The following is a 26,193-nucleotide window of genomic DNA, read 5'->3' on the forward strand; positions in this document are numbered from 1 at the left end:
ATTGTGTTCGCGAACTTAAATATCCGTTACTGTCACTTTACCTTTTTTGCCGCCGGCATCACCACCAGAGTTTTCCTTGAGCGACATATTGCGGATTTCGACTGTGCCCTGGAATTCGCCAATAAGAATTTTGATTGAAGGAACTTGATCGGAATTGGGATTTTCTGTCGCCGTGAACTCGCAGGTGTACTTCTTCCAACCCGATTGAAGGTCTTTTTCTTTGTGAGCGAGGCCTAGCGTAACTAATTTATTTTTTGTTTTGGCTTTATTTTTATTACGTCCCTTTTTGCCTGACTCTTTTTTGGTCGTACGTGCACAGATATTCACCATGCCCTGACCATCGCAATTCATCTCAAAAGTCAAAAGATATTTTTTCCCTTCGCGCAAATCAACTGGACCCACCAAACCGTAGTAATGTGATTCCGAGGTGTGCTTTGTCGTCACTGAGAAAACGCCTTTCTTAATCACTGGCTTATATGATTCATATTCATTATGAGGCTTGACCCACCAATAATCTTTAAACTTTTTAAACGAGGGGTCTTTAAACAATTCTTTAGCAAAAGAACTATTCGCCATAAATAAAACAGCCATAAATAATGTAAGTAAACGCATATCTCTATCCTTCTTAATTTCGATCATTAATTCAACTCAGTCAGAGTTTCTCGGTTGCTAATAATAATCGTTTACCCCCAGTAAAAATGACAAGCTCAATAAAAAAACTTCAAAGAAGGTCGAATCGAAGCCTCACTCCAGCTTGGCTTTGCCTGCTGATGAACTTGAATTACCCACAAAATCAAATGATTAATTTTCAATCCCGTTCAAGTGCATTACTTTAGCGCGATTAAATTTATTCGGAGACACAATCATGGCTTTGTCCAACAAATACAATGCTGCCGACAGCGAAAAAAAGTGGCAGCAGTTCTGGGATCAAGAAGGCATCTATGCCTTTGATGAACAATCAGATAAAGAAACTTTCTCAATCGACACCCCACCACCCACCGTTTCAGGTAAACTTCACATCGGTCACGTTTTCTCTTACACGCAAGCAGAGATCGTAGCTCGCTACCAGCGCATGCTCGGCAAAAATGTCATGTATCCCTTTGGTTTTGACGACAATGGTTTACCGACAGAGATCCTCACTGAACGCGAAAAAGGCATCAAGGGTTCACAAATGCCCCGCGCCGAATTCGTTAAAAATTGTGAAGAAGTTTCCGAAAAATACCGTGCGCAATTCAAGGACCTCTGGCAGAGCCTCGGCTTCTCTTGTGCTTGGGAGAGTGCTTACTCAACGATTAGTGAAAAATCACAACGCATTTCTCAGCGTTCTTTCCTCGACTTGCTCGAGCGCGACAAAGTAAAATATAATCAGAGCCCCACACTCTGGTGTACAAAGTGCCAAACTTCTTTTGCTCAAGCCGAAGTCGATGACGTCAACAAGGGTACGATCTTCAATTACCTCAACTTCAAAAGTGCTGATGGCGAAGACATCCCGATTGCCACAACTCGTCCGGAACTCCTCCCAGGTTGTGCCGCCATGTTCATTCACCCCGAGAACGAAAAGTATAAGCACCTCATTGGCCAAGACGCCACTGTTCCTCTCTTTGGACATAAAGTTAAAATCCTCGCCGACGAAAAAGCCGACCCCGAAAAGGGTACGGGTATCGTTATGTGCTGTACTTTCGGTGACGTAACAGATATTGACTGGTGGCGTGAACACGAACTCGAGATGAATGTTTGCTTCAGCCTCGAAGGCATCATGAATGAACGTGCAGGCGAATTCGAAGGCCTCACAATTGACGAAGCACGCACTGCGATCATCGCAAAGCTCAAAGAAGAAAACATCATTTTCAAACAAGAAGATCTCGCTGCAGAAACTCGCGTTGTGAACACACACGAACGTTGTGGAACTCCGGTTGAATATCTTCCCACCAAGCAGTGGTTCATCAAAGTTGTTGAACACAAAGAAGAACTTCTTGCCCAAGGCGAAAAAGTCAATTGGTTCCCTTCTTTCATGGGCAAGCGTTACCGCGACTGGGTAGAAAACCTCGGTTGGGACTGGGCGATTTCTCGTCAGCGTTACTTCGGTGTACCAATCCCCGTTTGGTACGCTCCCGATGGCACCGTTGTTCCCGCATCTCCTGAGCAACTCCCCGTCAACCCACTCGTTGACAAGCCTCTCGATTGCAAGGGCTACGATCCCGAAACTCTCATCCCTGAATCCGATGTCCTCGATACTTGGGCAACTTCTTCAAGCACTCCGGAGCTTAATTCACGCTGGGGTGAAGAAGACGAACTCCCCCAAATCCGCCCCATGTCAATGCGCCCTCAGGCTCACGACATCATTCGTACTTGGGCTTTCTACACCATCGTAAAATCTTATTTTCACTTCAATGATGTACCTTGGAAGGACGCCGTTATCTCTGGCCACGTGATCAAAAAAGATCAGCAAGTCGAAGCTCAAAAAGTTGAGGGTAAGGCCTTTGCTCGCAAATCCAAAATCTCCAAATCAAAAGATGGCGACCGCTTCTCTCCACTTGCGATGATCGCAAATCACGGTGCCGACCAAATCCGTTACTGGGCTTCCTCTGGTACGCTCGGTACTGACATTGCTTTTGACGAAGATGAGATCGAAGGTTCTAGTAAGCTTCTCACCAAACTCTGGAACTCGACACGTTTTGCCGAAGGCTTTCTCGAAAACTTTGACGCTTCGGCGCCAATGCCGACGCTCACAGCGGTGGATAAATGGGTGCTCACGCGTTTCGACGAAGTGATCAAAGCCTACCATAAAGCTTTTGAAAAATACGAATTCTTCCCAGCTCGTAATGCCTTAGAGCAATTCTTCTGGTCTGACTTCTGCGACAACTATATCGAAATGGTCAAGCACCGCCTCTATGGCGACGAAAGTGCGGAAGATGCAAAAGCTGCTCGTTGGACGCTCTACAAGATCCAGCTCGGCATTATTAAACTCTTTGCTCCTTACATGCCTCATATCTGTGAAGAAATCTACCAAGATGTTTTCCGTGAGCGCGAAGGCGACAAATCAGTGCACATCTCACTTCTCCCCAGCGTTCCTGCCGAAGCAATTTGCGAAACTGGCAAAAAAGCCGGCGCCCTCCTACTCGAGCTCGTGACTTTAGTAAGAACTTATAAATCAAAGAACAACTACTCCATGAAGCTCGCCGTTGAAACACTCAGCGTTGAAGCTAGCGAAGAAGATCAAGTGCTCATTAACCTTATCGTTGAAGACCTCTGCGGCGTTTGCAAAATTGCGGAACTCGCAAAAGTTGCCGTAGCTGAACCTTGGGAAGGATCTAACGATCGCTTCAAACTTGCGGTCAAGATGGATGAAGATGCACTTCTCAGAACTGAACTCGTTGCCGATATCAAGAAAGTCATTCTTCCTATCAAGCAAGCCAACGGACTCAAATCGAAGTCACCGGTGAAGGCCATTGTGGTTCAAGCAGACGATCAATACCTCGAACTTCTCCAAGCCGAACCCGGCCAGCTCAAAGCTGCTGCCCGTTCCGAAGAAGTGCACTTCAATCAAGAAGGACTCGAGTACACAGAGGCTCGCGAAGGCCTCGCCATTACTCTCATCATCGAGTAAGTCTCGCCTTTACTCCATAAAAAAAGCCTCCCATTGCGGAGGCTTTTTTTGTACTTATGGTGAAGAAACTCAGCGGGGATGGGGAGAAAACTCACTAGAATATGTCATCAGCTTTAGTCCACAAGCCCAATAGATCATCCCCCTCATACATGGTATCACTCTTCTTGTCTACTGAGCCACGGCATGGGGAACTTGTTCGAGTTCAGCAGTCATTGATTTTTCTATAAAGTCCAATTCAAAACCATTTTGCATATTAACCCAGAAAGCTAAACTATTATCAAAATAACGAGCAAGTAAGACTCCAGTTTGGACCGTGATTTTCTTTGACCCATTAAGTATTCCGCTAATTGTTCCACGATTGAGCTTAAGGTCTTTGGCTACTTTGTAAGCGCTCAAGTTCATATCTTCGAGATTATCTTTGAGTATTTCTCCAGGGTGACAAGTAAGAGGATAGCCATTCGCTACTAACCAATCACACATTTCTTTGTTTGTTAAGTTCGTTTTCATCTTCTTTTTCCTTTTTCCTTTGTTCTATTGAACCTTTTCGAAAGTGACCAAACGCCCACCTCCTTAATGGTAATCTACAATTTCAACTTCATCAGCTTCATCATTCCACTTAAAACACACGCGCCATTGATCGTTTATACGGATTGACCATTGACCTTCACGATCACCACTAAGCTTTTCTAGGCGATTGCCTGGCGGTATACGAAGATCTTCTGGGCTTGCAGCATACTTCAAGCGCATTAATTGCCTAAAGGCTTTCTTTTGAATCTGCTGAGGAAGTTTGCGACTCCCCTGTCCTTCAGCAATCTTTTCAGTTTCCTTGCATTTGAAAATCATTCTTAACCTCGACTTAAGTTCCTTATCCATTCTTAGTATACATCTCATAGACGTTTATTCAAAATAAACGTTTACTAAAAGTAACGTACCCCGAGCTTATTCTCTTCAAAATCTGATTAATATTTATTAATTGTCTGAGTAAGGTCATTATTATTGCTATATGCATGAAGGGCCGCACTGAAATTTACTTATTAAATTGAGTGTCACTCTTTAAGAAGTTTTAAGCACGTGTAATTTTTCGATATTGTAAGTATAATAAAAATATGATCTGGGGGCAGGTAAGTCAAAATGAAATTAAAATATAGATTTGAATTTAAAAGTCGTGAACTTTTTAGGATTTTAAATAAAAAAGCTAAAGAAATCAGCAGAGAATTTTCTGTTTTCGACGGTTATAATAAATTTTGGTTTAGGGAAGATAATGTTGATTTACTCGAGTTTTTAGAGCTTACTGCTCTTGTTGAAGAATATGAACTCCAAAGAAGTGATCGAATTTTTTGATGTGATAATGGGTATTACTCAGAGACAAAATTGGAATATGAAGATGCAGATAGGTTTTCAGCTGCTTATGTCAGTTTTTATACTGATACGGAATATAGCACAGATAAGTACTATAACGAAATAATCAACGATGAGCTCATTTTTGAGAAAAAAACTCTTGGTAATTTTAAGTTACTACAACTCAATATATTATTCGATGACACACGTGTTTTAATTGTTAAAAAGCAATTTGTTCAACTCTTCGAACAAAATGACCTAAAGGGCGCGAGTTTTAAACCAGTTTTAGTTAAAGCTTTAACAGGTGAAACAAAACCCAGTCGATCAGTATACTGGGCTAAAATTGAAAATGATTTTGAAGACTCAAATGGTGTGTTTAGAGGCGGATGTAGAGATAAGTTTAGACAAAGTATTCCCCCATCAATTTCTCCTGATTTTGCCTCTTCCATAAATAAATTTGATTTATTTTCAGTAGGTAGAAAAATGTTAATGAGTCAAAAACTATACCGTATATTATATGACAATGCCTTATTAGGAGACTTATCTTGTACTTCTTACTGGAATATAGGTTATTATGGGGGAAAAACCAGTTCAAAACTCAAAGACGTACTGATTAGTCAAGGCACTTATGATGATGATCTTGATGCTGTATTTCAGAAAGAACGCGACGAACTTGCCGTAAGACTAGCTAAAAACGCTATAGATCCAAAGTCAATAGCTCAGAAAGTAAAAGATGAAACTGAAGAAAAAGAGAGACTGGCTGAACATCGACAGAAAATGGAAAAACGTTTTGGGAAACAAGAACCCAACAAAATCGAAATGAATTACTTTCAAGCAGATTTTGAATTTCTAGCCTGGAAACCGCTTGATGATGCCAAATGTGATCTTACTGGAGAACAAGGAATTTGTTTACGCCCCAATGTAAACGCTTATGATGAATCATTTAAAGTGGATATTAGTGAGCAAGAGTTAAGAGATCTTGTGGAACAGAACCATCCTGGGGATTATTTCTTTTATGTGCACCTTAATGCCATCGCCAACGGGACATTAAAAGTTATTCATGAAATTGATTATGACTTCCAGGAAGGGCTTAACGAAGAAATCCACGACAAACTCAGTCGAACCCCACCTTATGAAGATGAAGGAGCGTGGTTTATTGTTGATGAAGATATTCTAACTTTTATTGGCATCTGGACTTCAGAAGATGTTAAAGAGAACTTTAAAACTAAAAAAGCTCAAAAAGCTCAAAAAGAATTTGTTAGCTCAATTAATGGTCAGTATCAAGAAGAACCTTTAACAATAGAATCCATGGACAAAGAAGGACGAACAATCGTCTTTCAAAACCCCAAAGATCAAAGCCTTTTTGCCGTCTATAAATACACACATGGTTTTTAATTAAGAAAGTCATTTCCTTTCCATCAAATTCTAAAATAAATGCACCGTCATTTCTGTGGGTGATGCTTTAAGTTTTGTTTTCTTACCCTGAGCATCCTCTATTTCTAGAGCCACTAGTACACCTTTCCCTGCCCAACTTGGCAGGGCACGGACCACACAGCCAGACTCTCGTATTTCGCTAACTTTCTTATGAAACCGTCTCGTACATCCAGGGAAACTTAAAGATAGAATTTTGTACTCACTCACAATCTTTTTACCATCATTCATGTTTAAATTCACAATCATATAGCGCTTCGATTTTTGCTCACCAATACTCGGCATCTTATTAATAATGATTTCTGCTTTACTAATCGAAACAATTTGCTCACCTAATTGCACTGATTCTTTGTATTGGCGCATATCTATCTTCGCCCAAGCTGAAACAGAGATAAACAAACTTACTAAGCCTATAAAATATTTCATAATCCTTTTTTATCTATGACGAACAAGTGGGGGATTTATTACAGAGGAAATTAAAATAATATATGGGACTCTGTCCCAAACTCTGCAAGGAGCTGCCACTCCTTGACCAGGCGGATGGTTTTAGTATAAATTATAGGTAAACCAGTACTCTCTTAACAAATAGTAAGCGTAGGAGCAGGCGACAAGCTTAGGGATTCTTAAGGGTACAAGCACCCTTAAGCGGGTCTTGGGCAGCGCCCCAAGATTCATTCCATGCATAAAGCTTTGACCCCATTTATTAAATAAAAAAGCCTCCCGTAATGGAGGCTTTTTTGTATTTATGATGAAGAAACTAAGCGGGCGATTGCTGAACGATTTCAGCTTTGGGCTTCTTTCGCATCACACGGAAACCTAAATAAATCAGAGCTCCCATAACGAGAATGACTGCTGCGATCGGAACAAACACGGCGAGTAGGGTCACGCCCGTTGCACCTGCGAGTTCCCCTGCGGCTACAATTGGATTGCCAAGGCCACCAGTCGTAGCTGTGGACGTTCCGCGAACAACGGTAGTCACTGCTTGTACTGTGGCAGCTGCACCACCGCCGGCAATCAAGGCTAATGACCATTTAAGTACAGGGCTCATTTCCCCTGTCATTGCGCCCGTTAAAATTGTCCCTGCCACAATTGCTGCGGGAGCCGCAATCGTATCGAGTAAATTATCTACCCACGGCACAAAGTAGGCCGCGACTTCACAAATGGTGGCGATCAGTAAAACAATCATCGCTAGGTCGCCACCCAACCATTCAAAACCTGAACCCAATTCCATATGCCCAGCACGTGAAGCCAAGCTCACACCCAACATAGGCACAAAAACCCTAAAACCACAAGCGGCACTGAGTCCAATACCGATACATAAACCCGTCAATAATTCTATTTCCATTGTCTCTTCCTTTTAATTATCAATTACTTAAGATACCATAATTTCACTGCTCATTCAAGGACTCGTGAAAATATCTAGTCGTGTCCTTTAATTTCCCGGTATTCTATACATATTAAAAATTATCATTTTTAACAGAACAAAAAATACTACTTTCTTATGGAAAACCACATTAGCTGCCCCAATTGCGACGCCCCCATTGAATACGAAGTCATAGACTCGATCCACGAACAAAGTTCAGCGATTCAGGAACTCTTTGAAGGCACTTTAAACCGCGTCAATTGTCACGCTTGCGCAATTGAATTCCACGTACAAACTCCAATCACTTTTCGTAGTGAAGATGGTCAATACATTATCTTTTTCAAACCTCATGTCGAAGGCGAAGATTGGCGTGAAACTGAAAAGCAAATGCAAATCGTTCTCGATGAAATGGCTTCTGAGCTCCCTCCCGAACTCGATCCTGAAGCGCGCCTGGTTTTAGACCGCAATCAGTTCATTGAAAAAATTGCCACCTACATCAATAATATTGATGACCGCATCATGGAATACATTAAATTTGTCATGTACCGCAATGGCGATGCCGTCTGGCCTTTACAGGATTTATACTACGACTTCAATACCAAAGAAACGGATCATTTGGAGTTTACTATGATGAACCGTAAATCGGGCAAAGCTGAACAGACTCTCTCTGTGCCGATGAATGTCTATCAACAATTTATCGATGACGAACACGATGAATTCGATCCCGACGCCATCTTCCCTAGCCTTTATGTTCAAGTCGAAAGTCTCTTGGAAAAATAAAGGTGGAAGACCTAATCGATCAGCTCGATTCTTGGATTATATACATCCTGCCCCTTTTAGCCCTACTCTTTATTTTTAAGGGCTTAAAACTCTTTAAAGCGCTCTTGGCCATTGCCTGTGCTTTGAGTTTGGGTTTCCTAGGATGGATAATCGGAATACAGATCGATCATAGTTCGCTTTGGATTCCTTGTACAATCAGTGGGATTTTAGCCATTTTTGGACTCTGGCTCTCAAAAGTTGTCCATAGTGCAGGCACCTTTATTTTGGGTGCTTCCAGCGCGCTTATGCTCTACCCATTTATCCAAGGCTTTGTCCCTCATGACCCCAACTGGCTACCCATGGCCGCCGCTATAACTCTCTCCCTATTTTTGGGGATGATTACCGCTCTCATGAAAGACAGAGTTGTGGTGCTGATTACCTCACTCTACGGTGCAGCCCTATTTACCCACAGCTTTTTCCTCATCCTCTCGCTGCACGACATCATTAGCCTCAATGTTTTTGTGACAAACTCAAAGACCTTCCATATTGTTTGGTTAGTCTTGTTTGGGATTCTTACCCTAGCGGGTGTTTTCAGCCAAGGTAAGGGGAAATAATTACCTTAACTGAGGAATCAGTCAACGATTCCCCTTAGTCTGTGTACAGCTCCTTCAGGACATAATAAGGATCAAAAAGCGCTTTATTAAAGAAATCGAGCGGCTCAAAGAAGAGCCCGATTTTTAGCCTAAATCTTCGCGAGTAAGTGTTTCATACTGATGAAATATCATGGGTTAATTTTCATGTTAATGATTTCTTAAGCACAACTTATATTTTTCTAAAAGATTTTTTCCAAAAAAGTGTAACTCCCTTCTCAAAGCTTCGTTTATTATGTCATAAACTAAGAAACGATAAAAATTTGATTAAGGGAGAAAAAAGCTCTTTACAAAATGCTCAGAACACCTCTTGTGTCATAAATCTTATGACACGAGGAACAAAATAAACATTTCCAAAATACACTTTTTGCTTCGGCAATTTTGGCTGACAGGCGATCAAGAGATCCCGAGCCTACTATAAAACTCAGCTACGGCTGAAAACGTATCTCATACGATACCCCAACAAGGAAAAAATGATGAAAACACAGGTCCAAACTGAAGTAGACACAGCGGCCGAAACTGACGTCAATCCATTCATGGTCTATCATTTCGGTAAAATTAAAAATGATGGTAACGCATCCATGAGAAATCTCTTGGGGGGCAAGGGTGCAAACCTTGCTGAAATGTCATCCATAGGTATCCCCGTGCCTCCTGGATTCACCATTCCAACCACCATGTGCACATATTATAACGAGAAGGGACAAGTACTCCCTAATGAACTCAAAGACGAAGTCAATGAGGCCATTAAATTAATGGAAGAACAGACTGGAACTGAATTTGGTTCTGAAAGCAACCCTCTACTCGTATCTGTTCGCTCTGGTGCTCGAGTCAGTATGCCCGGAATGATGGACACTGTCCTCAACCTCGGTTTAACTGACATCGCTGTTCAGGGTCTAGCGACTAAAACGAATAATGAGCGCATGGCTTACGATTCATACCGACGCTTTATTGTCATGTATGCCGATGTAGTAAAAGGCTTTAATGGTGAAGATTTTGAACACATCATTGATGCAGCTAAAGCGAAAGCAGGTGTGGAACAAGACACGGAACTCAATATTGAACAGCTCAAAGAAATTTGCTTGGAACTCAAAGAACTCTACGCCAAACTTAGCGGTGAAGATTTCCCACAAGAGCCCCGTGAACAACTCTACTCTGCTATCAACGCTGTTTTTGATTCTTGGAACACGGAGCGCGCCATGCTCTACAGAAAAATTCAAAACATCCCTTCTGATTGGGGTACAGCAGTCAATGTACAAGCCATGGCTTTTGGTAATAAAGGTGTTACATCTGCAACTGGTGTTGCTTTTACTCGAAATCCTTCCACTGGTGAGAAAACTTACTTTGGTGAGTACCTCATTAATGCCCAAGGTGAAGACGTTGTGGCTGGTATTCGTACTCCACTTCCCATCTCTGCGGAAAGCGCCAAAGCTAAGGGCTTAGAGAAGCAGTCTATGGAAGAAGTCATGCCAGAGACTTTTGCTGAGCTCACCGCCGTTTTTGAGACTTTAGAGCAGCATTACACGGACATGCAAGATGTTGAGTTTACTGTAGAAGAAGAAAAACTCTACATCCTACAAACTCGTAATGGTAAGCGCAGTGGTTTTGCTCAAGTCAAAATCGCCGTTGACATGGTCGAAGAAGGTTTAGTTGACGAGAAAACTGCCCTAGGTCGTGTAGAGCCTGGATCTATTGAACAGATGCTCTCTCCCATTTTTAAAGCAGAAGATAAAGCGAATGCAAAAGATCAGCTCATTGGCCGCGGCCTTAATGCTGGCCCAGGTGCGGCTTCTGGTGTCGTTGCACTGACCGCCAAGAAAGCTGAATGGTACAAAGAACAAGGTTTTCCTTGTGTTCTCGTTCGTACAGATACTTCTCCTTCTGACTTCGGTGGTATGATGGCTGCCGAAGGTGTACTCACTGTTCGTGGTGGTGCGACTTCTCACGCTGCGGTTGTCGCAAGACAATTTGGTAAGCCATGCGTTTGTGGTCTCACTGGATTACTAGTCAATGAAGAAAACAAAACCATTACTTTTGGCAATCAGGTTATCAAAGAAGGCGATAACATTTCTATTGATGGTTGCACGGGTGAAGTTTTCTTCTGTAAAATCGAGACTTCTCCTTCTGAGATTAGCCAAGCTTTCATTGAGAAATGTATCGATCCAAAAGACTCTGAAGTCTGTGGTCACTACGAAAAGATTATGACTTGGGCTGATAAGTTCCGTACACTTAAGATTCGTACAAACGCTGATACAGCGAGAGATCTAAATGTCGCTCTTAGCTTAGGTGCTGAAGGTGTCGGTTTAACTCGAGTCGAACACATGTTTAGTGATGAACAACGTCTCTTACTCTTGCGTCAGGTGATGCTTGCCAAAGATGAAGAAATCAAAACTCTCGCTTTAAATCATATTGAGCACTTTCTCAAGGATGATTTCTCTGCTCTCTTCCAAACTTTGGATGGTCGCCCTGCTACAGTTAGACTTCTCGATCCACCGATGCACGAATTCATGCCTCATAGTGACGGTGATACAGCGAAAACCGCAAAAGCGATCAAAGTGACTGAGGCCGAGCTCAAATCAAGCCTTGGTGACATGGCTGAGCACAATCCAATGTTGGGTTTCCGCGGTTGCCGTCTAGGGATTCTCAAGCCAGAACTCACACGTGTTCAGGTTAGAGCTATTTTGACTGCTGCACTTGAATTAAATAACGCTTTAATTCCCTGTAAGCCGGAAATTATGGTTCCCATTATCATGCACGAGAATGAGCTTATTCACCAACGTAACTTGATTGACAAAGTTGCGGAAGAACTCTTTGCAGAACTCAATATCAAAGTTGCCTACTCTGTGGGAACGATGATTGAGTTGCCAAGAGCAGCCCTCCAAGCAGATGAAATTGCAAAACACGCAGATTTCTTCTCTTTCGGTACCAATGACCTAACTCAAACCACTCTCGGTATTTCTAGAGATGATGCAAATCACTTTTTACCCACTTACAAAAATGGTGTTAGTGATCCCCTCACTGGAACAGGCAACTTCGAGGTTTACCCCGACGACCCCTTCCAAACACTTGACCAAAGTGGTGTAGGTAAATTAGTTCAGGTCGGCGTTAAAGGTGGCAGAAGTACTTCTGAAAACCTTAAAATAGGTATCTGTGGTGAGCACGGTGGTGATCCAGCTTCTATCGATTTTTTCCATAGAACAGGTCTCGACTATGTGAGTTGCTCCCCTTACCGAGTACCAGTGGCTCGTTTGAGTGCTGCACTTTCTGCGATTCGCAACTAAAAAACACTTGTATTAGTGAAATGAATTGAACCTCATTTCATCTTTGTGGGAAAGGCTGCCAAATTTTATTTGGTAGCCTTTTCTATTCTTTCACAACTAGATCGTATTAAGCCATAAATACATGGAATTCATCATAGTATACCTTGTGATTTGTTAAAATTTGAACAATTCCCGCCAACATTACTAATTCTCGCAGTAAAGCTTGTAACACATTTCACATTAAATAGTTAGATTAACTAAAAGGCATATGTAGAGAAAATAGGCCTCTTCTAATTAAGATATGAACACCTTTGCAGACAAGGATAGGATTATGAATAACACAAGTGATCAAGAAACTGTTGATGAAAGCACTAAAGACGGCCTACTAAAACGCCTCAATCTTCATACATCTCTTCCACCCTTAAAAAGACGCCATACTCAACTTGAGATGGAACTTCCTGATGATTTTTATCTTCCCGGTAGAGAAACGCAAGGCAATATCGACCGTATGATTGCCGAAGATAACGAAACTTCTTCAGAAGAAACCGAAGTCTACCAATTGGAAATTACCTGTGCTCAATGTCATGGGACGAGTTTCTACGAAACCACCACACTTTTTGAAAGGGTACAATGCCCCAACTGCTCAAGCCGTTTTCGCGTTCCTATTGAAACGGAAAAACACATTTATGATAAGCACATTTACGAAAGTGATTTTATCAATATTTTCCGAGCCCAAAACAAAGAAACAGAGCACTACGGCGACGTTCTTGTCTATGAGAAAATCAATCCTCATTCGACTCTTGAAGATATTAAAGATATCCTCACTCAACATTCAGTGCTTCATGTAGATGGCTATCTCAGTCCTCTCCACTTCACTGAAGATGAAACTGCCTATTATTTTCAACGCGATAATGCGCCTTATCGCATGAACCTCTACCTTCATAAGTTTGGAGCTCTCCCCAAAAATCAAGTCGCCCTTACCCTCAGTCAAATCGCAGAAATTGCAGATACGCTCTCTGATGAAGGTATCTATGGTGCCTTCCTTGCTTCAGACGTCATGTTAGAACTCAATGGTGACACAAGGCTTTGTGACTATGGACTGCGAGAAGCCGTCTTAAACCGCATGAAAATCAGCAAAGGCATCCCCGCCTATTTCTTAGCGACTGAAACTATATTCACAAAGATTCATACGCGCAAGTCTGCTGTTTACTCTCTCGGGATTCTCGCGATTGCTTTCATCACTGGTCAGTATCCCTTTTTAGCCACTGACCCCGAAGTAATAAAAGATGAACGCTTGAACTTTCTTGATGAATTCAAAGATAAAAAGCTCCCGGCATTCCTCAGACTGATGCTGGATCCTGACCCCGAAAATCGTCCGAATTTTGCTCAATGTAAGGATTATTTTGCGCGTCTGCATCGTCAAAATATTCGCTAAATGTAAAAACCACACCTCGTTCGCCTGTCTACGAACTTGTCTATTCGACACTCATAAATGTCCATATTTTTAGCTAAAATCTTGCTTTTATTGTAGCAAGTCCGTGTTTTATTTGTTTAAGATTTTATTAACATCAATCTCAAACTCGGAGCCCTATGATTTTGCGGCACACTTTTTTTCTATTGCTTTTATCCCTTTTCTCCTGTACGGAAAATGTCGCCACTGCGAGCCCAAGTGTTCAAAACGCTAGCGCGAACACCACTGCCGCACAAGAAGCTTTTAATGAACACAAAGATTTCAGTCGCAGCTACTGGTTAGGGAAACTCAACGCCGAAAAGCCGAGCTTTGCGATGGAGAGCAACTATTTTTACGCAGAAATCTCAACTAAGAAATTTGGCTTAGACACTCTTGCTTGGAGAGATGGCAGCAAAGCCTCAAACAATACAAAGGGCCTCAATATCCCTTTCAAAATCACTAAGCAGTTACAAGGCATCAACTTTGAACTCAATGGTTTCAATGACAAGAAAATGATGGCCAATTGCGATCTCATTGAGAGCGGTCGCTACTTTCAGCGACGTACCATTAGAGAACTCATTTGGAATCAAAATAATCCTGCTATCAACGACTACCTCGAGGTTTCATCTTGGCCAGATAGCTTGAAATTTTCAGCTGATTTCCAAGACTGCGATCACGTCGAGTGGCAACTCGACTTAAGGAGGTTTTCCACTGTTGAGATCAAGGATTTAAACCAGGCACTTTTGACCAATAAAGCCGGACAGCAATTCACTCTCATCGTAATCCAAGGTCATTTGCACCAAGACGGCAAAATTCTTTCCGTTCGAGCACGGAGCAATAAGGTTAATTTTAAAATATGTCCTAATTCATCTAAGCAAAACCATCAAAATGATACTTTAGTTAAAGTGATTGCTCAGCAAGAATTACCCGTAAAACAAAAAATTCCTGTGACTTACGATAATGAATTAGATGCCTACGCCTTAGACATCGATCACCTAAACACAAATCGCAGCCCAGGCGCTGTCAATAATCGTGAAGAACTCATTAAAGTCCGTATTCAGAATCGCAACAGTGAAGATAAAGTCCTTCGCTTTGTCTTCCGTAAGCTCAAAAATACAGGTCCTATTACGGGGATCTCTGCAATGCTTAGAGATGAGTCAGGACTACCATCTGGCAAGCATGTTCAAATATCAAAAAACTGGCATCAAGGCAAATTTCATAAATATCAAGGCCCCTGGGTTCGAGCTTACACACTTGTGACAGTTCCTGCAGGAAGCATCCTCGAATTTCAGTATCTTGGCGTCAATGGCTTTTGGAAAGGCCTGCCTGCGGCCTCTCACAATCAACTAGCTCTTCCAGGTTATAAAGGTCATCGCAATCACCTTTGGGAACAATCCGCTCTCGGTGCTTGGGGTGAATCGATCTGCTACGATCCGGAAAATGGTCTTTCAGCCAGTATCACTGACGTGCGCCCCCTCATGGTGACACCCATGCATAAAGGGAATAGTAAGTGGACTTGGACTAACAATGTTGGTGGAGGCGAATTTTTCTCAGTCTATAAAGCCTCAAACAAAGCACGTCTGGCTCATATTCAAGTTAACAACGACCACATTCGCAATTGCCCTCTACTCACAGAAGTGAACTACTCAAGTGTTCTGGAAGATCAATCTGCAGCTATGTCCTACACCGCGTCACTTTCTCGTAGCGATGATCTCGTCCGAGGCATCTACAACGTTGAATACAAAATCTTAAAAGACATGAACTTTGATCGCTTAGTGCTTTTTCAAATTGGTGCCGATCGCTACAACTACGCAAAAGAAACGGCTCTCGCTCATGGCCATGCTAAAACACTCATTAAAGATTGGCCAACTGCACCGGGTAACAATCAATACAAAGGCGAAGCCTTCAAGCTCGATCAGAAAAACCCTTGGGTCGCCCTCTACAAATCGGCTCCTCAAGCCTATGGCGCCGCTGCCACGCGCGGAATCATTTTGCGCAATTGGCAAGCTAAGATCCAAGGTCAAGATAAGCATGCTTACCTTCGTGAGCGCGGTGTAGAACTCGGCCGTAGGAAAGTATCAATCGCCGATATCACTCTCGCGCCTCAAATTAAATCTCTCAAAGCTGGCGACAGCATTAAAGCTTGCTTCGAGATGATCATTGGACCGCAATATGCCAATGATTATTACGGTCCAAACAGCGCTCTTAAAACTGCCCTTTTAAAATACGGTGATAGTTGGAAAATGATTGCCAGAGAAGCCAGCGATAACAGCCTCGACATCGAATGTAATGTGGGCACATTACTGCGTCAGCGCCCTGTACTTATTCAAACCCACAATAATAAAGCCGAATTCAAAGTAAGTAATGGCCTCGCCTTCCAAGCCGTCACTTTCACGGGGATCGACACAAATAAACCGGGCCTATTAGAAATTAAAACAGGTGAAAACTGGAAAAAATGTTCTCAATCTGACTTCTATCAAGTCGACTACAATTCCAAATCAAAATGCTGGGAATACAGCTTTAGCATGCCCCTCGATAATGCAAAAACTCAAGAATTCCGTTTTTCTCTTCAAGAATAAACTTTGTCTAAGCTGATTTTCCTTTGCAAAGACTCGTTTTACTCTTTAAGTTCAAAAAACAGGATTTAGCATGAGCGAACAATACAACACTAGAGAAACACTTTTACAGAAGCTGCAAAAAGCCGAAGACGAGCATTCCTGGGATGATTTCGTCAAGTACTACGAAGGTTATATATATGTTGTGATTCGCAGTTTTGGTGTCGATATGACCACGAGCAAAGACCTGCTTCAAGATGTTCTAGTGAAAGTTTGGAAAGCTCTCCCTAAATTTGAGTACCAAAACGAAAAGTGCCGTTTCCGTACTTGGCTTTGCGTCCTCATTCGCAATACGACTTATAATTACTTTAAGTCAAAAGCCAATCGTCAGAACCTGCAAAATGTCAGCGGCGACAATCTACTTGAAACCTTGCACATGATTTCTGAACCCGAAATTGATAAGATTGCCGAACTCGAATGGAAAAGCTACGTGTCAAATATGGCTTGGAGTAATGTTAAAGACAGTTTTTCGGACATCGCTAGACTGAGTTTCGAAGACTCCATCAATGAATTAGATAATGTGGCCATCGCAAAAAAGCACGACATCCCAGAAAGTAGTGTTCGCGTTCACAAATCTCGTGTCCGCAAAGTCATGATCAAAGAAATCGCTCGCCTCAATCTCGAACTCGGTGGCTAAATTTCATGTCTCGCCCCGAAGACTCCTTTAACAAAAATATGGCTTCGCTCTTTGATGAAGTCAGCGAGCTCGATGCCACGCCACTTACCGATATCATCAGTTCTGCCAAAGAACGTTATCACGACTTTGAGTTTTATACCGAAGGGGGACTCAAAAAAATCTTCCGTTGCCAAGATCGCAAAACTGGACGCGAAGTCGCCATGGCATCACTCAAAGATGAGCTTAATGACGCCCGTAAAGAATCCTTTTTTCGCGAGGCTCGACTCAGTGCCTCACTCCAGCACCCAAATATTGTCCCCGTTTACGATATCGGCTTAAAGGGCAATTCCCCCTGGTTCACCATGAAATTTATTTCTGGTCAATCACTCGACGAACTTATCAAGACTCATCCTCAACTCAACCAAAAGCTCGATATCTTCCTTAAAATTTGTGACGCCATGGCCTACGCCCATTCCCGCGGTGTCATTCACTTGGATTTAAAGCCCGACAATATACGCATCAATGAATACGGCGACGTCGTAGTCGTTGACTGGGGTTTAGGACAAATCCTTGCTTCAGAATGCGATGATGATTTACTTGAGTGTTATTCCTTCAACTCTCACGATCTCGATACCATGACCATCGATGGTAATATTAAAGGAACTCCTGGTTACATGGCACCCGAACAAACCAGCCTCGTCAAAGATAAGAAAGGCACTCATACGGACATCTTTTCACTTGCTTGCATCCTCTATACTCTTCTCACACATCAAAAACCTTTTACAGGTAAGGACCTTGAACATCTCATAAGAAAAACGGCTGAATGTCAATTTGTAAAACCATCTGAAAGACGCCAAGATATAGAAATACCCCTTCCTCTAGAAGCCGTTTGCCTCAAAGCCATGTCAGCTAAACCTGAAGATCGCTACCAGTCCGTCTCCAAACTCCAGCGCGAAATCCTTAATTTCCGCGATGGCTTTGCGACCTCCGCAGAAAACGCTTCCCTTTTCAAGCTACTCCAACTTTGGATCAAGCGCCATAAGCCTCTCGCTATTGCCTCCGCTTTTGCTTTTATCTTCAGTATCGCTGCTGTCTTCGCGGTCATGAACAACCTCAAACTCGCCGAAGAAAATGCCCTGCAATTGGCCGAAAAACTTCGTATCGAAAAAGACTACGCAATCAAAATAAATAAGGATGCTGCACCCCGCTTCCTCGAACGTGCTGAATACGCCTACCAAACCTTTAATTTTGCGGATGCCGCAAACTTTTCCAGTAGTGCGGTAGAACTCGACCCCTCACTTAAAAAGGGCTGGTTACTCAAAGGAAAAATCCATTTTAACGCACAGGAATTCAACGCTGCTTTAAAAGCCTTTTCAAAGACCTCAGTCAACTCCCAGCTCATTGAGATTTGTAAAAAATACATTGCCATTAAACCAGATGATTCATTACAATTGCCTAACGATGATTTTTTAGATCTCTTTTGGGAATGTATCAAAGCCAAACTCAAGCCCCAAGTCGCAGGGCTCATGCACAACAAAGCCTTCTCCGATATCGACCTTGATGAACGCATTGCCTTTTGTAAAGGGGTACTCACCATTCACAATAAATTAGAGTCTCTCCACTTTGAATATCACAGGGACACAAGACACCTCGATATATCAAATAACCCAGAAATTGGAACTGCATTAACAATTCAAAATTTCCCTTGTAGAAGCATTGACGCCTCACACACTTCAATCAATAATTTCATCTGCTTCCGCTCACAGCCTTTAGAGGAACTCAATGTAAGCCACACAAAAATCATTGAACTTCACACCTTACAGGTCGAAGACATCCGCAAGCTTAATATCTCTCATACTTCAGTCTCTAACCTTACCAAACTTCATGGCTCAAAAGTAACCGACCTCAATATCAGTCACACCAACGTCCAAGACCTCAGCTTTATCAAAGAAATGCCTCGCCTCAAAAGGCTTACCCTACACAAAGACCAATTTAAGCAGCAAGAGCTTTCCCAAATTAAGAAAGACCTGGAAATCGTCTACGCTCTCTAAGGCACAGCTTTAAAATCCTCAAAATTTGTAACAACACGCTTCCTCTTAAGTTAATTGTGATTAAACAACTTATGGGATCTTCATGTCACTTATTAAAATCTTATTCTTCACCAGCCTTTTCTTTTGCGGCTTAGCCAAGGGAGAAAACTATTACCTTGCTCAGAATGGTACTGATGCGAATCCTGGCACAAAAGCTCAACCCTTCGGGACTTTTGCGAAGGCCGCAAAAGTTTTAAAAGCAGGAGACAGCCTCTTTATCCGAGAAGGTCGCTATCGAAATACCATGAGCTTACAAAATCTTTATGGCCAAGTCTCTGCGCCCATCATCATTAAATCTTACCAAGGTGAAAAAGTCTTTATCGATGGCACTTATCCCATTCAATCGAAATGGACTCTTTATAAAGAAAATATCTACGTCACGACTCTCGATCGCGATATCTGGCAAGTCTTCGTCAATAAGAAAATGATGATGCCCGCCCGCTGGCCCAACGCTCGTCTTGATGATGGCTCTGTATGGGAGCAGGACAAAACTTGGGCTCATGGTTCCCGTGAAAGTGAATTTGGAAAAATGGTCACCCGTCTCGGCAAGGGGCGTACCGATTTGGCCGCAACAAACTTCGATTTCACTGGCGCCATGGCGGTTCTCAATATTGGCAAATACCAAACCCATTCCCGCAGAGTTCTCAAACATCAAGCGGGTTCAAATGAATTCACCTATCAGCCTGACAATCCAGTCGTCAAACATAAAGTTTTTTGGGATGATGGCTACTGGGAAGAAACCCAGCGCTACTACCTAGAGGCACATATCAATTGTCTAGATGCTGAAGGAGAATGGTATTACAATCCTGAGACAAAGAAGCTTTACCTATGGGCACCAGGTGGCAAGAAACCAAAAAATGTTACTGGCCAAATACGTGACTATGGTTTAAAAGCCGAAAACGTTAGTCATGTCATTCTACAGGGAATCAACTTCTTCGGCTGCACTTTTTATTTCAATAATGCCACAAACTGCCATGTCCAAGACTGCCGCTTCACCTACTATGAGCATAGCAAACGCATGCTCGGCGTCGAAGACCCTGGCCTCCACGACGATTTCACTTGTTCGACGCGCATGCTAGGACCTAAAAACGGTTCTTGGAATAACATTGTTAACTGCACTTTCTCTTACTGCGATGGCGGTGGCCTCGAAATGTCCGGGAAATATAACCGCCTCGAGAATATCCTTGCCCACGATATCGATTGGTCCGGTGTGGGATACCATAGCCTCCATCTTCAACATTCCGAAGATACAATCATTCGCCGAGTCACCGCCTATAATTCTGGTGCCTCAGAATTCCTCAACGCGGCTAAAGGTAGCCTCATTGAACTTTGCGATCTCGGCAAAGGCATCGGTTCACTTCAGCAGGACGGCGCCTCTATACAGCTGCGTCCCCATCAGCATTTCGGAACTATCGTACGCAAAAACTGGATTCACGACAATACAAAATTTGGCATTCGTGCTGATATCGCCGGTGAGCTCCTTACACAGGAAAAAGATCCCACCGAATCTGAAGGCTCAAACATGACCGTCCACAACAATGTCCTGTGGGGAATAAAAAAACGCCAAACATATAAACCTGCCATCCACATAGAAGGCGATCGTCATATGGTTTATAACAACACCTCATTCGCCAACGAAATTCGTGATATCTGCCTACCAGCTCATTCAGGCTGGGGCAATAAAAACACCATAACCCGCAATAATGTAACCGGCCCCAAGGGCATTGGTCTCACTCGCTTCGATAAAGATGACCGCATCCCGGGCCAAGCTGACCGAAACTGGATGGGAAAGGTGCAAGAGCAACTAAGGGATTCAAGCCAAAGGGATTTCCGCCCCCGAAAAGATTCTGAGCTCATTGCCAAGGCCTACACCGTTCAGGGTCTAACTGAAAGCTTTTGGATGCGCAGGGGTGACTTAGGTGCCTATGATCACGATTGTGAAAACTACTGGATCCCCGGCTTTCAAAGCTCTTTAGCCACTCACCCTATCCCCGCGGACTTTGCAAAAGCCAAAATTGATAGCGATCTTATCTGGCGGCAAGCTTGGCAATCAGACCAGGCTTTCGTTTACTTTGGAGAAGATAAAAACAAAATTCAAAATGCCACCGCAAGTTCCCCAGAATTGCTTTGCCGTAGTGATAAGAACATTGTAAAAATCAAACAAAATCTGATCCCAAATAAAACCTACTACTGGCGAGTCGACGCCATCCACAAGTCAGGTAAAATCCTCAAGGGTAAAGTTTGGTCTTTCGTTACGCAGTAGCAATATACTCCGATTTTCCAGTTGATATCGAAACCAATACGGCTCCCTCTTGAAAAGTTCTTTCTTGCTTTTTCATCATACTCATCATAACGTTTTGAACTTCAGCTTATATACATGAATAAATACGTAAATCCGGATCAAGCTATGAAAAACTTTTGTACTCTTTTATTCCTATTCTTAACCCCCTGCCTTATGGGAGCTCAAGAAAATAAAAACTATACCAACTTTGTCATCATTTTTCTCGATGATGCTGGCTGGGAAGATTTCCAGCCCTTTGGAGAAGATCATTTTCAGACTCCTCAAGTCAAAAAATGGCCTCCGAGGGCTCCACCTTTTTACAATTTTATGTTCCCCAAGCTATTTGCTCAGCCTCTCGTGCCGCTCTTCTCAGTGGCTCTTATCCACACAGAACTAATGTTTTTGGTGCCCACGGCCCCAATGGCAGAGGACCCCCAACTGAGTTTGCGACCATCGCAGAGCCACTGAAAAAATCCGGATACAACACAGTTCATTTTGGCAAATGGCATTGCGGTGATACTAACGCCACACGACCTCTTGCTCGCGGTTTTGATGAACATGCTGGTCTGATGTATTCCAATGATATGTGGCACCTCCACCCCATGCAGCCAAAGCATTGGGGTAAATTCCCCCTACGCTTCTGGAATAATGGCGAAATAGAGATTGAAGATATTCAGCCTAAAGATCAAAAAAACCTCACCAAGTGGGCAACAGAAAAATCAGTAGATTTCATTAAGCGCAATAAGGATCAACCCTTTTTTCTCTATACCACACATTCCATGCCCCATGTCCCCCTCTATGTGAGTAAAGAGTTTGAAGGCATCTCTGGCCAAGGACTCTACGGTGATGTCCTTGCCGAATTAGACTGGTCAGTTGGTCAAATTAATCAAGCATTAAAAGATAATGGTATTGAAGATAAGACTATGATTATTTTCAGTTCTGATAATGGCCCATGGGCGGGTTACGGTGACCATGCTGGCAAGCCCCCCTACCGCGAAGCGAAAGCTACCAGTTTTGATGGCGGAACTCGCAGTCCACTCATCGTTAAATATCCAAAAATGATTCCGCCCAATAGCGCCTCGAAGAAAGTTTTTTGCTCAATTGACCTCATGCCCACTATTTTAGATCTCGCTGGAGGCCCTCATCCTGACAATAAAATTGATGGCAAAAATGTCTTGGACTTAATGACTGATAAAAAAGGAGCCAAAAACCCACATCACTACTACTATTTTAGTACTGGCCGACACCTAGAAGCTATCATGAGTGCAAATGGCCGTTGGAAACTTCACCTGCCTCATAGTTACCGCCATGTACAAGTCGCAGGTGCAGATGGCTTCGATGCCAAATACTCTAGGCCTCAACAGCCTCTAGCACTCTACGACATGAAAAATGACCCCATGGAATCCAAGAACATCATTTCCAATTATCCTGAGTTAGCCGACGAACTCAAACAAGCTGCCCAAGCCTATATAAAAAAGCCCCAAAGTAAACAGAAATAATCACATATAGCAAGCCTAGATATACCAACTCGTCCCTCTCCTTATGTTACTACAGTAAATGATCAAATTGATCAATTTTTTTATACAAATTAAAAACAAATATTATAACAGATCTTTCATACGGTTGTCTAGTTAAGTAGAATCATATCAATCCTGGAGCTTTATCAATGAAGTTATTTCTTAGTCTATCACTATTCATCGCCTCTTTTTCATTTGCATCTGAAAAACCCGAGGGTGCAATCCAGCTCATCGGTCCTGAGGGTATTAAAAATTTAGTTAATGAACAGAATCCCGATCAAAAGCTAAGCTGGACATTTAAAGATGGTGTCGCCACTGCAGCGAAAGAACATATTGTCACCAGCATGCCGGTAAATAACTTTAAAGCTCATGTCGAGTTCAAAGTTGTTAATAATCCAAATAAGAAAAAGAATAAAACTCGAGGTAACAATGGCAATAGCGGAGTTTATATCCAACAACGCTACGAAATCCAAATACTCAACTCCTTTGGTCACGATGACGACTATCAAAAGTATGACTGTGCATCCATCTACAAATTCAAAAAGCCCGATCACATCGTCTGCAAACCAGAAGGTGAATGGCAAACATATGATATTGAATTTTACGCAGCCAAATGGCAAGGGAAGAAAAAAATTGCCAATGCTCGATTAACATTGATTCATAATGGCGTCAAAGTTCACGACAATGTAGAACTACCCAATAAGACAGGTCACGGTAAAAAGGAGTCCCCAGAGCCACTTCCCCTCCGCCTGCAATACCATAGTAATCCCGTACAATTCAGAAATGTATGGATCAAAGAAATCAAATGAGAATCCTCATCGCACTTGCCGTTTTCTTGGCCTTTGCGATGGATGCAGATGCCAAGCCTAAAAAGAAGATGGCTAAGGCCGATCCTATAGCCAAAAAACTTTTTGAAGCCAATTGCCTCGCCTGTCACGATCCAGTAAAAATGATTGCTGGTCCGACATTACACGAGATTCACAAACTCTACGAAAAGAACCCTCAAGGTATAGTGACTTGGGCGAAAAAACCTGGGCGAAAAAGACTCCAAGGCATTGCGATGCCCGCAATGGCTCACCTCCCCGAGAAAGACCTCAAACTCATTGCCGATTACATGATTTTTGCTGGAGCGCGAATTTCTCCGAAGAAAAATAATAGAAAAAAAACCTTTAAAGAAGACTTAGGCAAAATTCAGCGAACTTTCATGCCAAACTCAAGTGTGGTCTCTTTTGCCATTAAATACTCCGATGACCTCTCTCTCTGCTGGGATGCCGAAAAGGGTGCAACTCGCTATATCTGGCAAGGAACGCTGGACCCAAAAAGCCACTTTACGAGTAATGGTAAAACGATCCCCGAAATTGTCGGCAATGTGATCTATAAGTCACCTGAACCTTTATTCAAAAATATCCCTGAAAAAATCAACTTCCTCGGTTATAAAGTGAATGATCAGGGCCTCCCAAGCTTTATCTACCAAAGGGGTGATTATCAATTCAGAGAAAGTCATAAATTCAGTGGGGGAAATATTTACTGGAATTATCAAATTTCTGGCCTCGATGAATTGAGCTTAAAACTTCCAGAAATAAAAGGATACAAAACATCCGTGACTAAGGGAACGATGCAGCAGGGCTTAGTAGTGCTCAGCAAAAGCGATCTCAGTAATTTCACCCTAATCTTAAGCAAGGAGAAATAAGCATGCATAAATTGATCTTACTCATCACATGCCTCTTCTCACTCTTCCTCAATGCTGGCTATAAGATTGAACGCATTGATACGCCAAAAGGAGTGGATGCTCAAATTGGTGGGCTTGCTTTCATGCCCGATGGTCGCCTTGCAGTTTCCTTCAACTACGGAAAAATCTTTACTTACAATCCAAAAACCAATGAATGGAAACTCTTTGCCGAAGGCTTGCACCTCCCCCTTGGAATGGTCGCAATTAACAACCACGAACTCATGGTCATGCAACGCCCCGAACTCACTCGCATCATCGATTCAAACAAAGATGGTCGCGCCGATACCTATCTAAAATTTTACGATGATTTTGGTCTATCTGGAAATTATCATGAATTTAATTTCGGCCCTGTAAGAGATAAAGACGGAAATTTTTATATCGGTCTCAATGTCGCCTCCAATAATGGCGGCATCCTCGAGGAACCACGCGGAAAATTCCTCAGTTACGATATTGAGAAAAAGGATCTAGAGGGGAAATACGACGTTAAACTCGTCAAAAAAACTGTCACACGTATGTATAGCTGTGTTCCTTATCGTGGCTGGATCATGAAAATTGACCCCAAAGGAAAGGCGACTCCCTACGCCTCTGGTGTACGTTCACCCAATGGCCTGGGCTTTGATCACAAAGGTCGCCTCTTTGTCAGTGATAACCAAGGTGATTGGCTCGGAACAAGTAAGCTTCACCACATTCGCGAAGACGCCTTCCACGGTCATCCCGCTTCTTTAATTTGGAAAGAAGGCTGGACCAAAGATCCCAAGAAAATGTCAGCTCAGGAACTCAATAAAATGCGCCAGCCCGCGGCTGCTCTCTTCCCCCAAGGTATTTTAGCTAATAGTCCCACTCAGCCACTCCTTGATTCTACACAGGGGAAATTCGGCCCCTTTAGCAATCAAATGTTCATTGGAGAAATGAATCTCAAGCGCCTCCTACGCTTTATTCCCGACGAAGTCAACGGCACCGTACAAGGTACACTCATTCACTTTCTCGATGGCAATGACTTGGGCAATGGTAATAACCGTCTCGCCTTTGATAAAGATGGTGCTTTATGGCTAGGGAAAACGCATCTCTCTTGGGCGGGAGACGAAGGCTTAAAGAAAATTACTTGGGATGGCGAAGTCGATTTTGACGTGCACTCAGTAAAACAAATCCCCAATGGTTTCAGCATCAAATTTACTCAAAAAGTCGATGCGAAAATTGCGCTTTCCGCAAAGCATTATGCCATCAAAAAATATAGCTTTGATTATCACGCCAAATACGGTTCACCACGTAAAAACGAAGCGAATATCATCCCAAAATCAATTCAAATTGCTGCGGATGGCATGAGTGTCAGCATCATTTTTGACGCACTTCAAAAAGCTCAAGTTTATCAATTTGAGCTCGCTAAAATCAAAAGTGCTTCAGGCAAAAAATTAGCCAGCCCCCTGTTCTGCTACAACTTAATAGAAAATCTCCAATAAGCTTAAGAAAGACGAAAACTTAAAGGAGATTTT

General features: G+C 42.7%; 20 protein-coding genes. 15 read left to right on the forward strand and 5 right to left on the reverse strand.

What is annotated here, in order from left to right:
• Positions 1-15 precede the first annotated feature (15 nt).
• Positions 16-612, reverse strand: a complete 597-nt coding sequence (locus LNTAR_RS21200; RefSeq protein WP_007280816.1) for a hypothetical protein — start codon at positions 610-612, stop codon at positions 16-18.
• 253 nt (positions 613-865) lie between these two features.
• Between LNTAR_RS21200 and LNTAR_RS21205 the strand changes: the two genes are divergently transcribed.
• Positions 866-3,607: a valine--tRNA ligase gene (locus LNTAR_RS21205; RefSeq protein WP_007280817.1), complete on the forward strand. Its 2,742-nt coding sequence runs from the start codon at positions 866-868 to the stop codon at positions 3,605-3,607.
• Between the two features lie 168 nt (positions 3,608-3,775).
• Here the strand turns inward: LNTAR_RS21205 and LNTAR_RS21210 are convergent, their stop codons facing one another.
• Positions 3,776-4,114: a HigA family addiction module antitoxin gene (locus LNTAR_RS21210; protein ID WP_007280818.1), complete on the reverse strand. Its 339-nt coding sequence runs from the start codon at positions 4,112-4,114 to the stop codon at positions 3,776-3,778.
• 63 nt (positions 4,115-4,177) lie between these two features.
• On the reverse strand, positions 4,178-4,450 hold the full coding sequence (locus LNTAR_RS21215; RefSeq protein WP_007280819.1) for a type II toxin-antitoxin system RelE/ParE family toxin: 273 nt from the start codon (positions 4,448-4,450) through the stop codon (positions 4,178-4,180).
• A gap of 288 nt (positions 4,451-4,738) precedes the next feature.
• Here LNTAR_RS21215 and LNTAR_RS21220 point away from each other — a divergent pair, with 288 nt between their 5' ends.
• Both LNTAR_RS21220 and LNTAR_RS21225 read left to right on the forward strand, forming a co-directional pair.
• Complete coding sequence (locus LNTAR_RS21220; RefSeq protein ID WP_007280820.1) at positions 4,739-4,948, forward strand: hypothetical protein; 210 nt, start codon at positions 4,739-4,741, stop codon at positions 4,946-4,948.
• A gap of 30 nt (positions 4,949-4,978) precedes the next feature.
• On the forward strand, positions 4,979-6,340 hold the full coding sequence (locus tag LNTAR_RS21225) for a hypothetical protein (RefSeq protein ID WP_007280821.1): 1,362 nt from the start codon (positions 4,979-4,981) through the stop codon (positions 6,338-6,340).
• A 30-nt stretch (positions 6,341-6,370) separates the two neighbouring features.
• Here LNTAR_RS21225 and LNTAR_RS21230 read toward each other — a convergent pair whose 3' ends face one another.
• Together LNTAR_RS21230 and LNTAR_RS21235 are read right to left on the reverse strand one after the other, a co-directional pair.
• Positions 6,371-6,802 carry a hypothetical protein gene (locus LNTAR_RS21230; protein WP_007280822.1) on the reverse strand — a complete coding sequence of 144 codons (432 nt, stop codon included), beginning with the start codon at positions 6,800-6,802 and terminating at the stop codon, positions 6,371-6,373.
• Positions 6,803-7,133: 331 nt separating this feature from the next.
• On the reverse strand, positions 7,134-7,715 hold the full coding sequence (locus tag LNTAR_RS21235; protein ID WP_040915531.1) for a DUF4126 domain-containing protein: 582 nt from the start codon (positions 7,713-7,715) through the stop codon (positions 7,134-7,136).
• Positions 7,716-7,877: 162 nt separating this feature from the next.
• Between LNTAR_RS21235 and LNTAR_RS21240 the strand changes: the two genes are divergently transcribed.
• The 12 genes from LNTAR_RS21240 (at position 7,878) to LNTAR_RS21300 (ending at position 26,160) form a co-directional block, all read left to right on the forward strand.
• Positions 7,878-8,519 (forward strand): CpXC domain-containing protein, encoded by a 642-nt coding sequence (locus LNTAR_RS21240; protein WP_007280824.1) that lies wholly within the window; start codon positions 7,878-7,880, stop codon positions 8,517-8,519.
• A 2-nt stretch (positions 8,520-8,521) separates the two neighbouring features.
• A complete protein-coding gene (locus tag LNTAR_RS21245; RefSeq protein WP_007280825.1) occupies positions 8,522-9,112 on the forward strand; it encodes a hypothetical protein in 591 nt (196 codons plus the stop codon).
• A gap of 512 nt (positions 9,113-9,624) precedes the next feature.
• Positions 9,625-12,426, forward strand: coding sequence for a pyruvate, phosphate dikinase (gene ppdK, locus LNTAR_RS21255; RefSeq protein WP_007280827.1), 2,802 nt, complete (start codon positions 9,625-9,627; stop codon positions 12,424-12,426).
• Between the two features lie 310 nt (positions 12,427-12,736).
• Positions 12,737-13,840: a protein kinase domain-containing protein gene (locus LNTAR_RS21260; protein WP_007280828.1), complete on the forward strand. Its 1,104-nt coding sequence runs from the start codon at positions 12,737-12,739 to the stop codon at positions 13,838-13,840.
• A gap of 155 nt (positions 13,841-13,995) precedes the next feature.
• Positions 13,996-16,434 carry a hypothetical protein gene (locus LNTAR_RS21265; RefSeq protein ID WP_007280829.1) on the forward strand — a complete coding sequence of 813 codons (2,439 nt, stop codon included), beginning with the start codon at positions 13,996-13,998 and terminating at the stop codon, positions 16,432-16,434.
• A gap of 70 nt (positions 16,435-16,504) precedes the next feature.
• A complete protein-coding gene (locus LNTAR_RS21270; RefSeq protein ID WP_007280830.1) occupies positions 16,505-17,107 on the forward strand; it encodes an RNA polymerase sigma factor in 603 nt (200 codons plus the stop codon).
• Positions 17,108-17,112: 5 nt separating this feature from the next.
• Positions 17,113-19,137: a protein kinase domain-containing protein gene (locus LNTAR_RS21275; protein ID WP_007280831.1), complete on the forward strand. Its 2,025-nt coding sequence runs from the start codon at positions 17,113-17,115 to the stop codon at positions 19,135-19,137.
• Positions 19,138-19,219: 82 nt separating this feature from the next.
• Positions 19,220-21,439, forward strand: a complete 2,220-nt coding sequence (locus tag LNTAR_RS21280; RefSeq protein WP_007280832.1) for a right-handed parallel beta-helix repeat-containing protein — start codon at positions 19,220-19,222, stop codon at positions 21,437-21,439.
• A gap of 311 nt (positions 21,440-21,750) precedes the next feature.
• Positions 21,751-22,956 (forward strand): sulfatase-like hydrolase/transferase, encoded by a 1,206-nt coding sequence (locus LNTAR_RS21285; protein WP_007280834.1) that lies wholly within the window; start codon positions 21,751-21,753, stop codon positions 22,954-22,956.
• A gap of 167 nt (positions 22,957-23,123) precedes the next feature.
• Positions 23,124-23,783: a 3-keto-disaccharide hydrolase gene (locus LNTAR_RS21290; RefSeq protein WP_007280835.1), complete on the forward strand. Its 660-nt coding sequence runs from the start codon at positions 23,124-23,126 to the stop codon at positions 23,781-23,783.
• Positions 23,762-24,664 (forward strand): c-type cytochrome, encoded by a 903-nt coding sequence (locus LNTAR_RS26220; protein WP_238527790.1) that lies wholly within the window; start codon positions 23,762-23,764, stop codon positions 24,662-24,664. The genes LNTAR_RS21290 and LNTAR_RS26220 overlap by 22 nt, the downstream gene beginning before the upstream one ends.
• A 2-nt stretch (positions 24,665-24,666) precedes the next feature.
• Positions 24,667-26,160 (forward strand): DUF7133 domain-containing protein, encoded by a 1,494-nt coding sequence (locus tag LNTAR_RS21300; RefSeq protein ID WP_007280837.1) that lies wholly within the window; start codon positions 24,667-24,669, stop codon positions 26,158-26,160.
• The last annotated feature ends 33 nt before the right edge of the window (positions 26,161-26,193 follow it).

It is taken from the genome of Lentisphaera araneosa HTCC2155, assembly GCF_000170755.1.
Taxonomy (GTDB): Bacteria; Verrucomicrobiota; Lentisphaeria; order Lentisphaerales; family Lentisphaeraceae; genus Lentisphaera; species Lentisphaera araneosa.

Coding starts and splice junctions, on each gene's coding strand:
- LNTAR_RS21270 (WP_007280830.1), top strand. CDS start 16,505: ATGAGCGAACAATACAACACTAGAGAAACACTTTTACAGAAGCTGCAA.
- LNTAR_RS21260 (WP_007280828.1), top strand. CDS start 12,737: ATGAATAACACAAGTGATCAAGAAACTGTTGATGAAAGCACTAAAGAC.
- LNTAR_RS21240 (WP_007280824.1), top strand. CDS start 7,878: ATGGAAAACCACATTAGCTGCCCCAATTGCGACGCCCCCATTGAATAC.
- LNTAR_RS21285 (WP_007280834.1), top strand. CDS start 21,751: ATGGCCTCCGAGGGCTCCACCTTTTTACAATTTTATGTTCCCCAAGCT.
- LNTAR_RS21290 (WP_007280835.1), top strand. CDS start 23,124: ATGAAGTTATTTCTTAGTCTATCACTATTCATCGCCTCTTTTTCATTT.
- LNTAR_RS21300 (WP_007280837.1), top strand. CDS start 24,667: ATGCATAAATTGATCTTACTCATCACATGCCTCTTCTCACTCTTCCTC.
- LNTAR_RS26220 (WP_238527790.1), top strand. CDS start 23,762: ATGGATCAAAGAAATCAAATGAGAATCCTCATCGCACTTGCCGTTTTC.
- LNTAR_RS21205 (WP_007280817.1), top strand. CDS start 866: ATGGCTTTGTCCAACAAATACAATGCTGCCGACAGCGAAAAAAAGTGG.
- LNTAR_RS21265 (WP_007280829.1), top strand. CDS start 13,996: ATGATTTTGCGGCACACTTTTTTTCTATTGCTTTTATCCCTTTTCTCC.
- LNTAR_RS21230 (WP_007280822.1), bottom strand. CDS start 6,802: ATGAAATATTTTATAGGCTTAGTAAGTTTGTTTATCTCTGTTTCAGCT.
- LNTAR_RS21275 (WP_007280831.1), top strand. CDS start 17,113: ATGTCTCGCCCCGAAGACTCCTTTAACAAAAATATGGCTTCGCTCTTT.
- LNTAR_RS21215 (WP_007280819.1), bottom strand. CDS start 4,450: ATGATTTTCAAATGCAAGGAAACTGAAAAGATTGCTGAAGGACAGGGG.
- LNTAR_RS21200 (WP_007280816.1), bottom strand. CDS start 612: ATGCGTTTACTTACATTATTTATGGCTGTTTTATTTATGGCGAATAGT.
- LNTAR_RS21280 (WP_007280832.1), top strand. CDS start 19,220: ATGTCACTTATTAAAATCTTATTCTTCACCAGCCTTTTCTTTTGCGGC.
- LNTAR_RS21210 (WP_007280818.1), bottom strand. CDS start 4,114: ATGAAAACGAACTTAACAAACAAAGAAATGTGTGATTGGTTAGTAGCG.
- ppdK (WP_007280827.1), top strand. CDS start 9,625: ATGAAAACACAGGTCCAAACTGAAGTAGACACAGCGGCCGAAACTGAC.
- LNTAR_RS21220 (WP_007280820.1), top strand. CDS start 4,739: ATGAAATTAAAATATAGATTTGAATTTAAAAGTCGTGAACTTTTTAGG.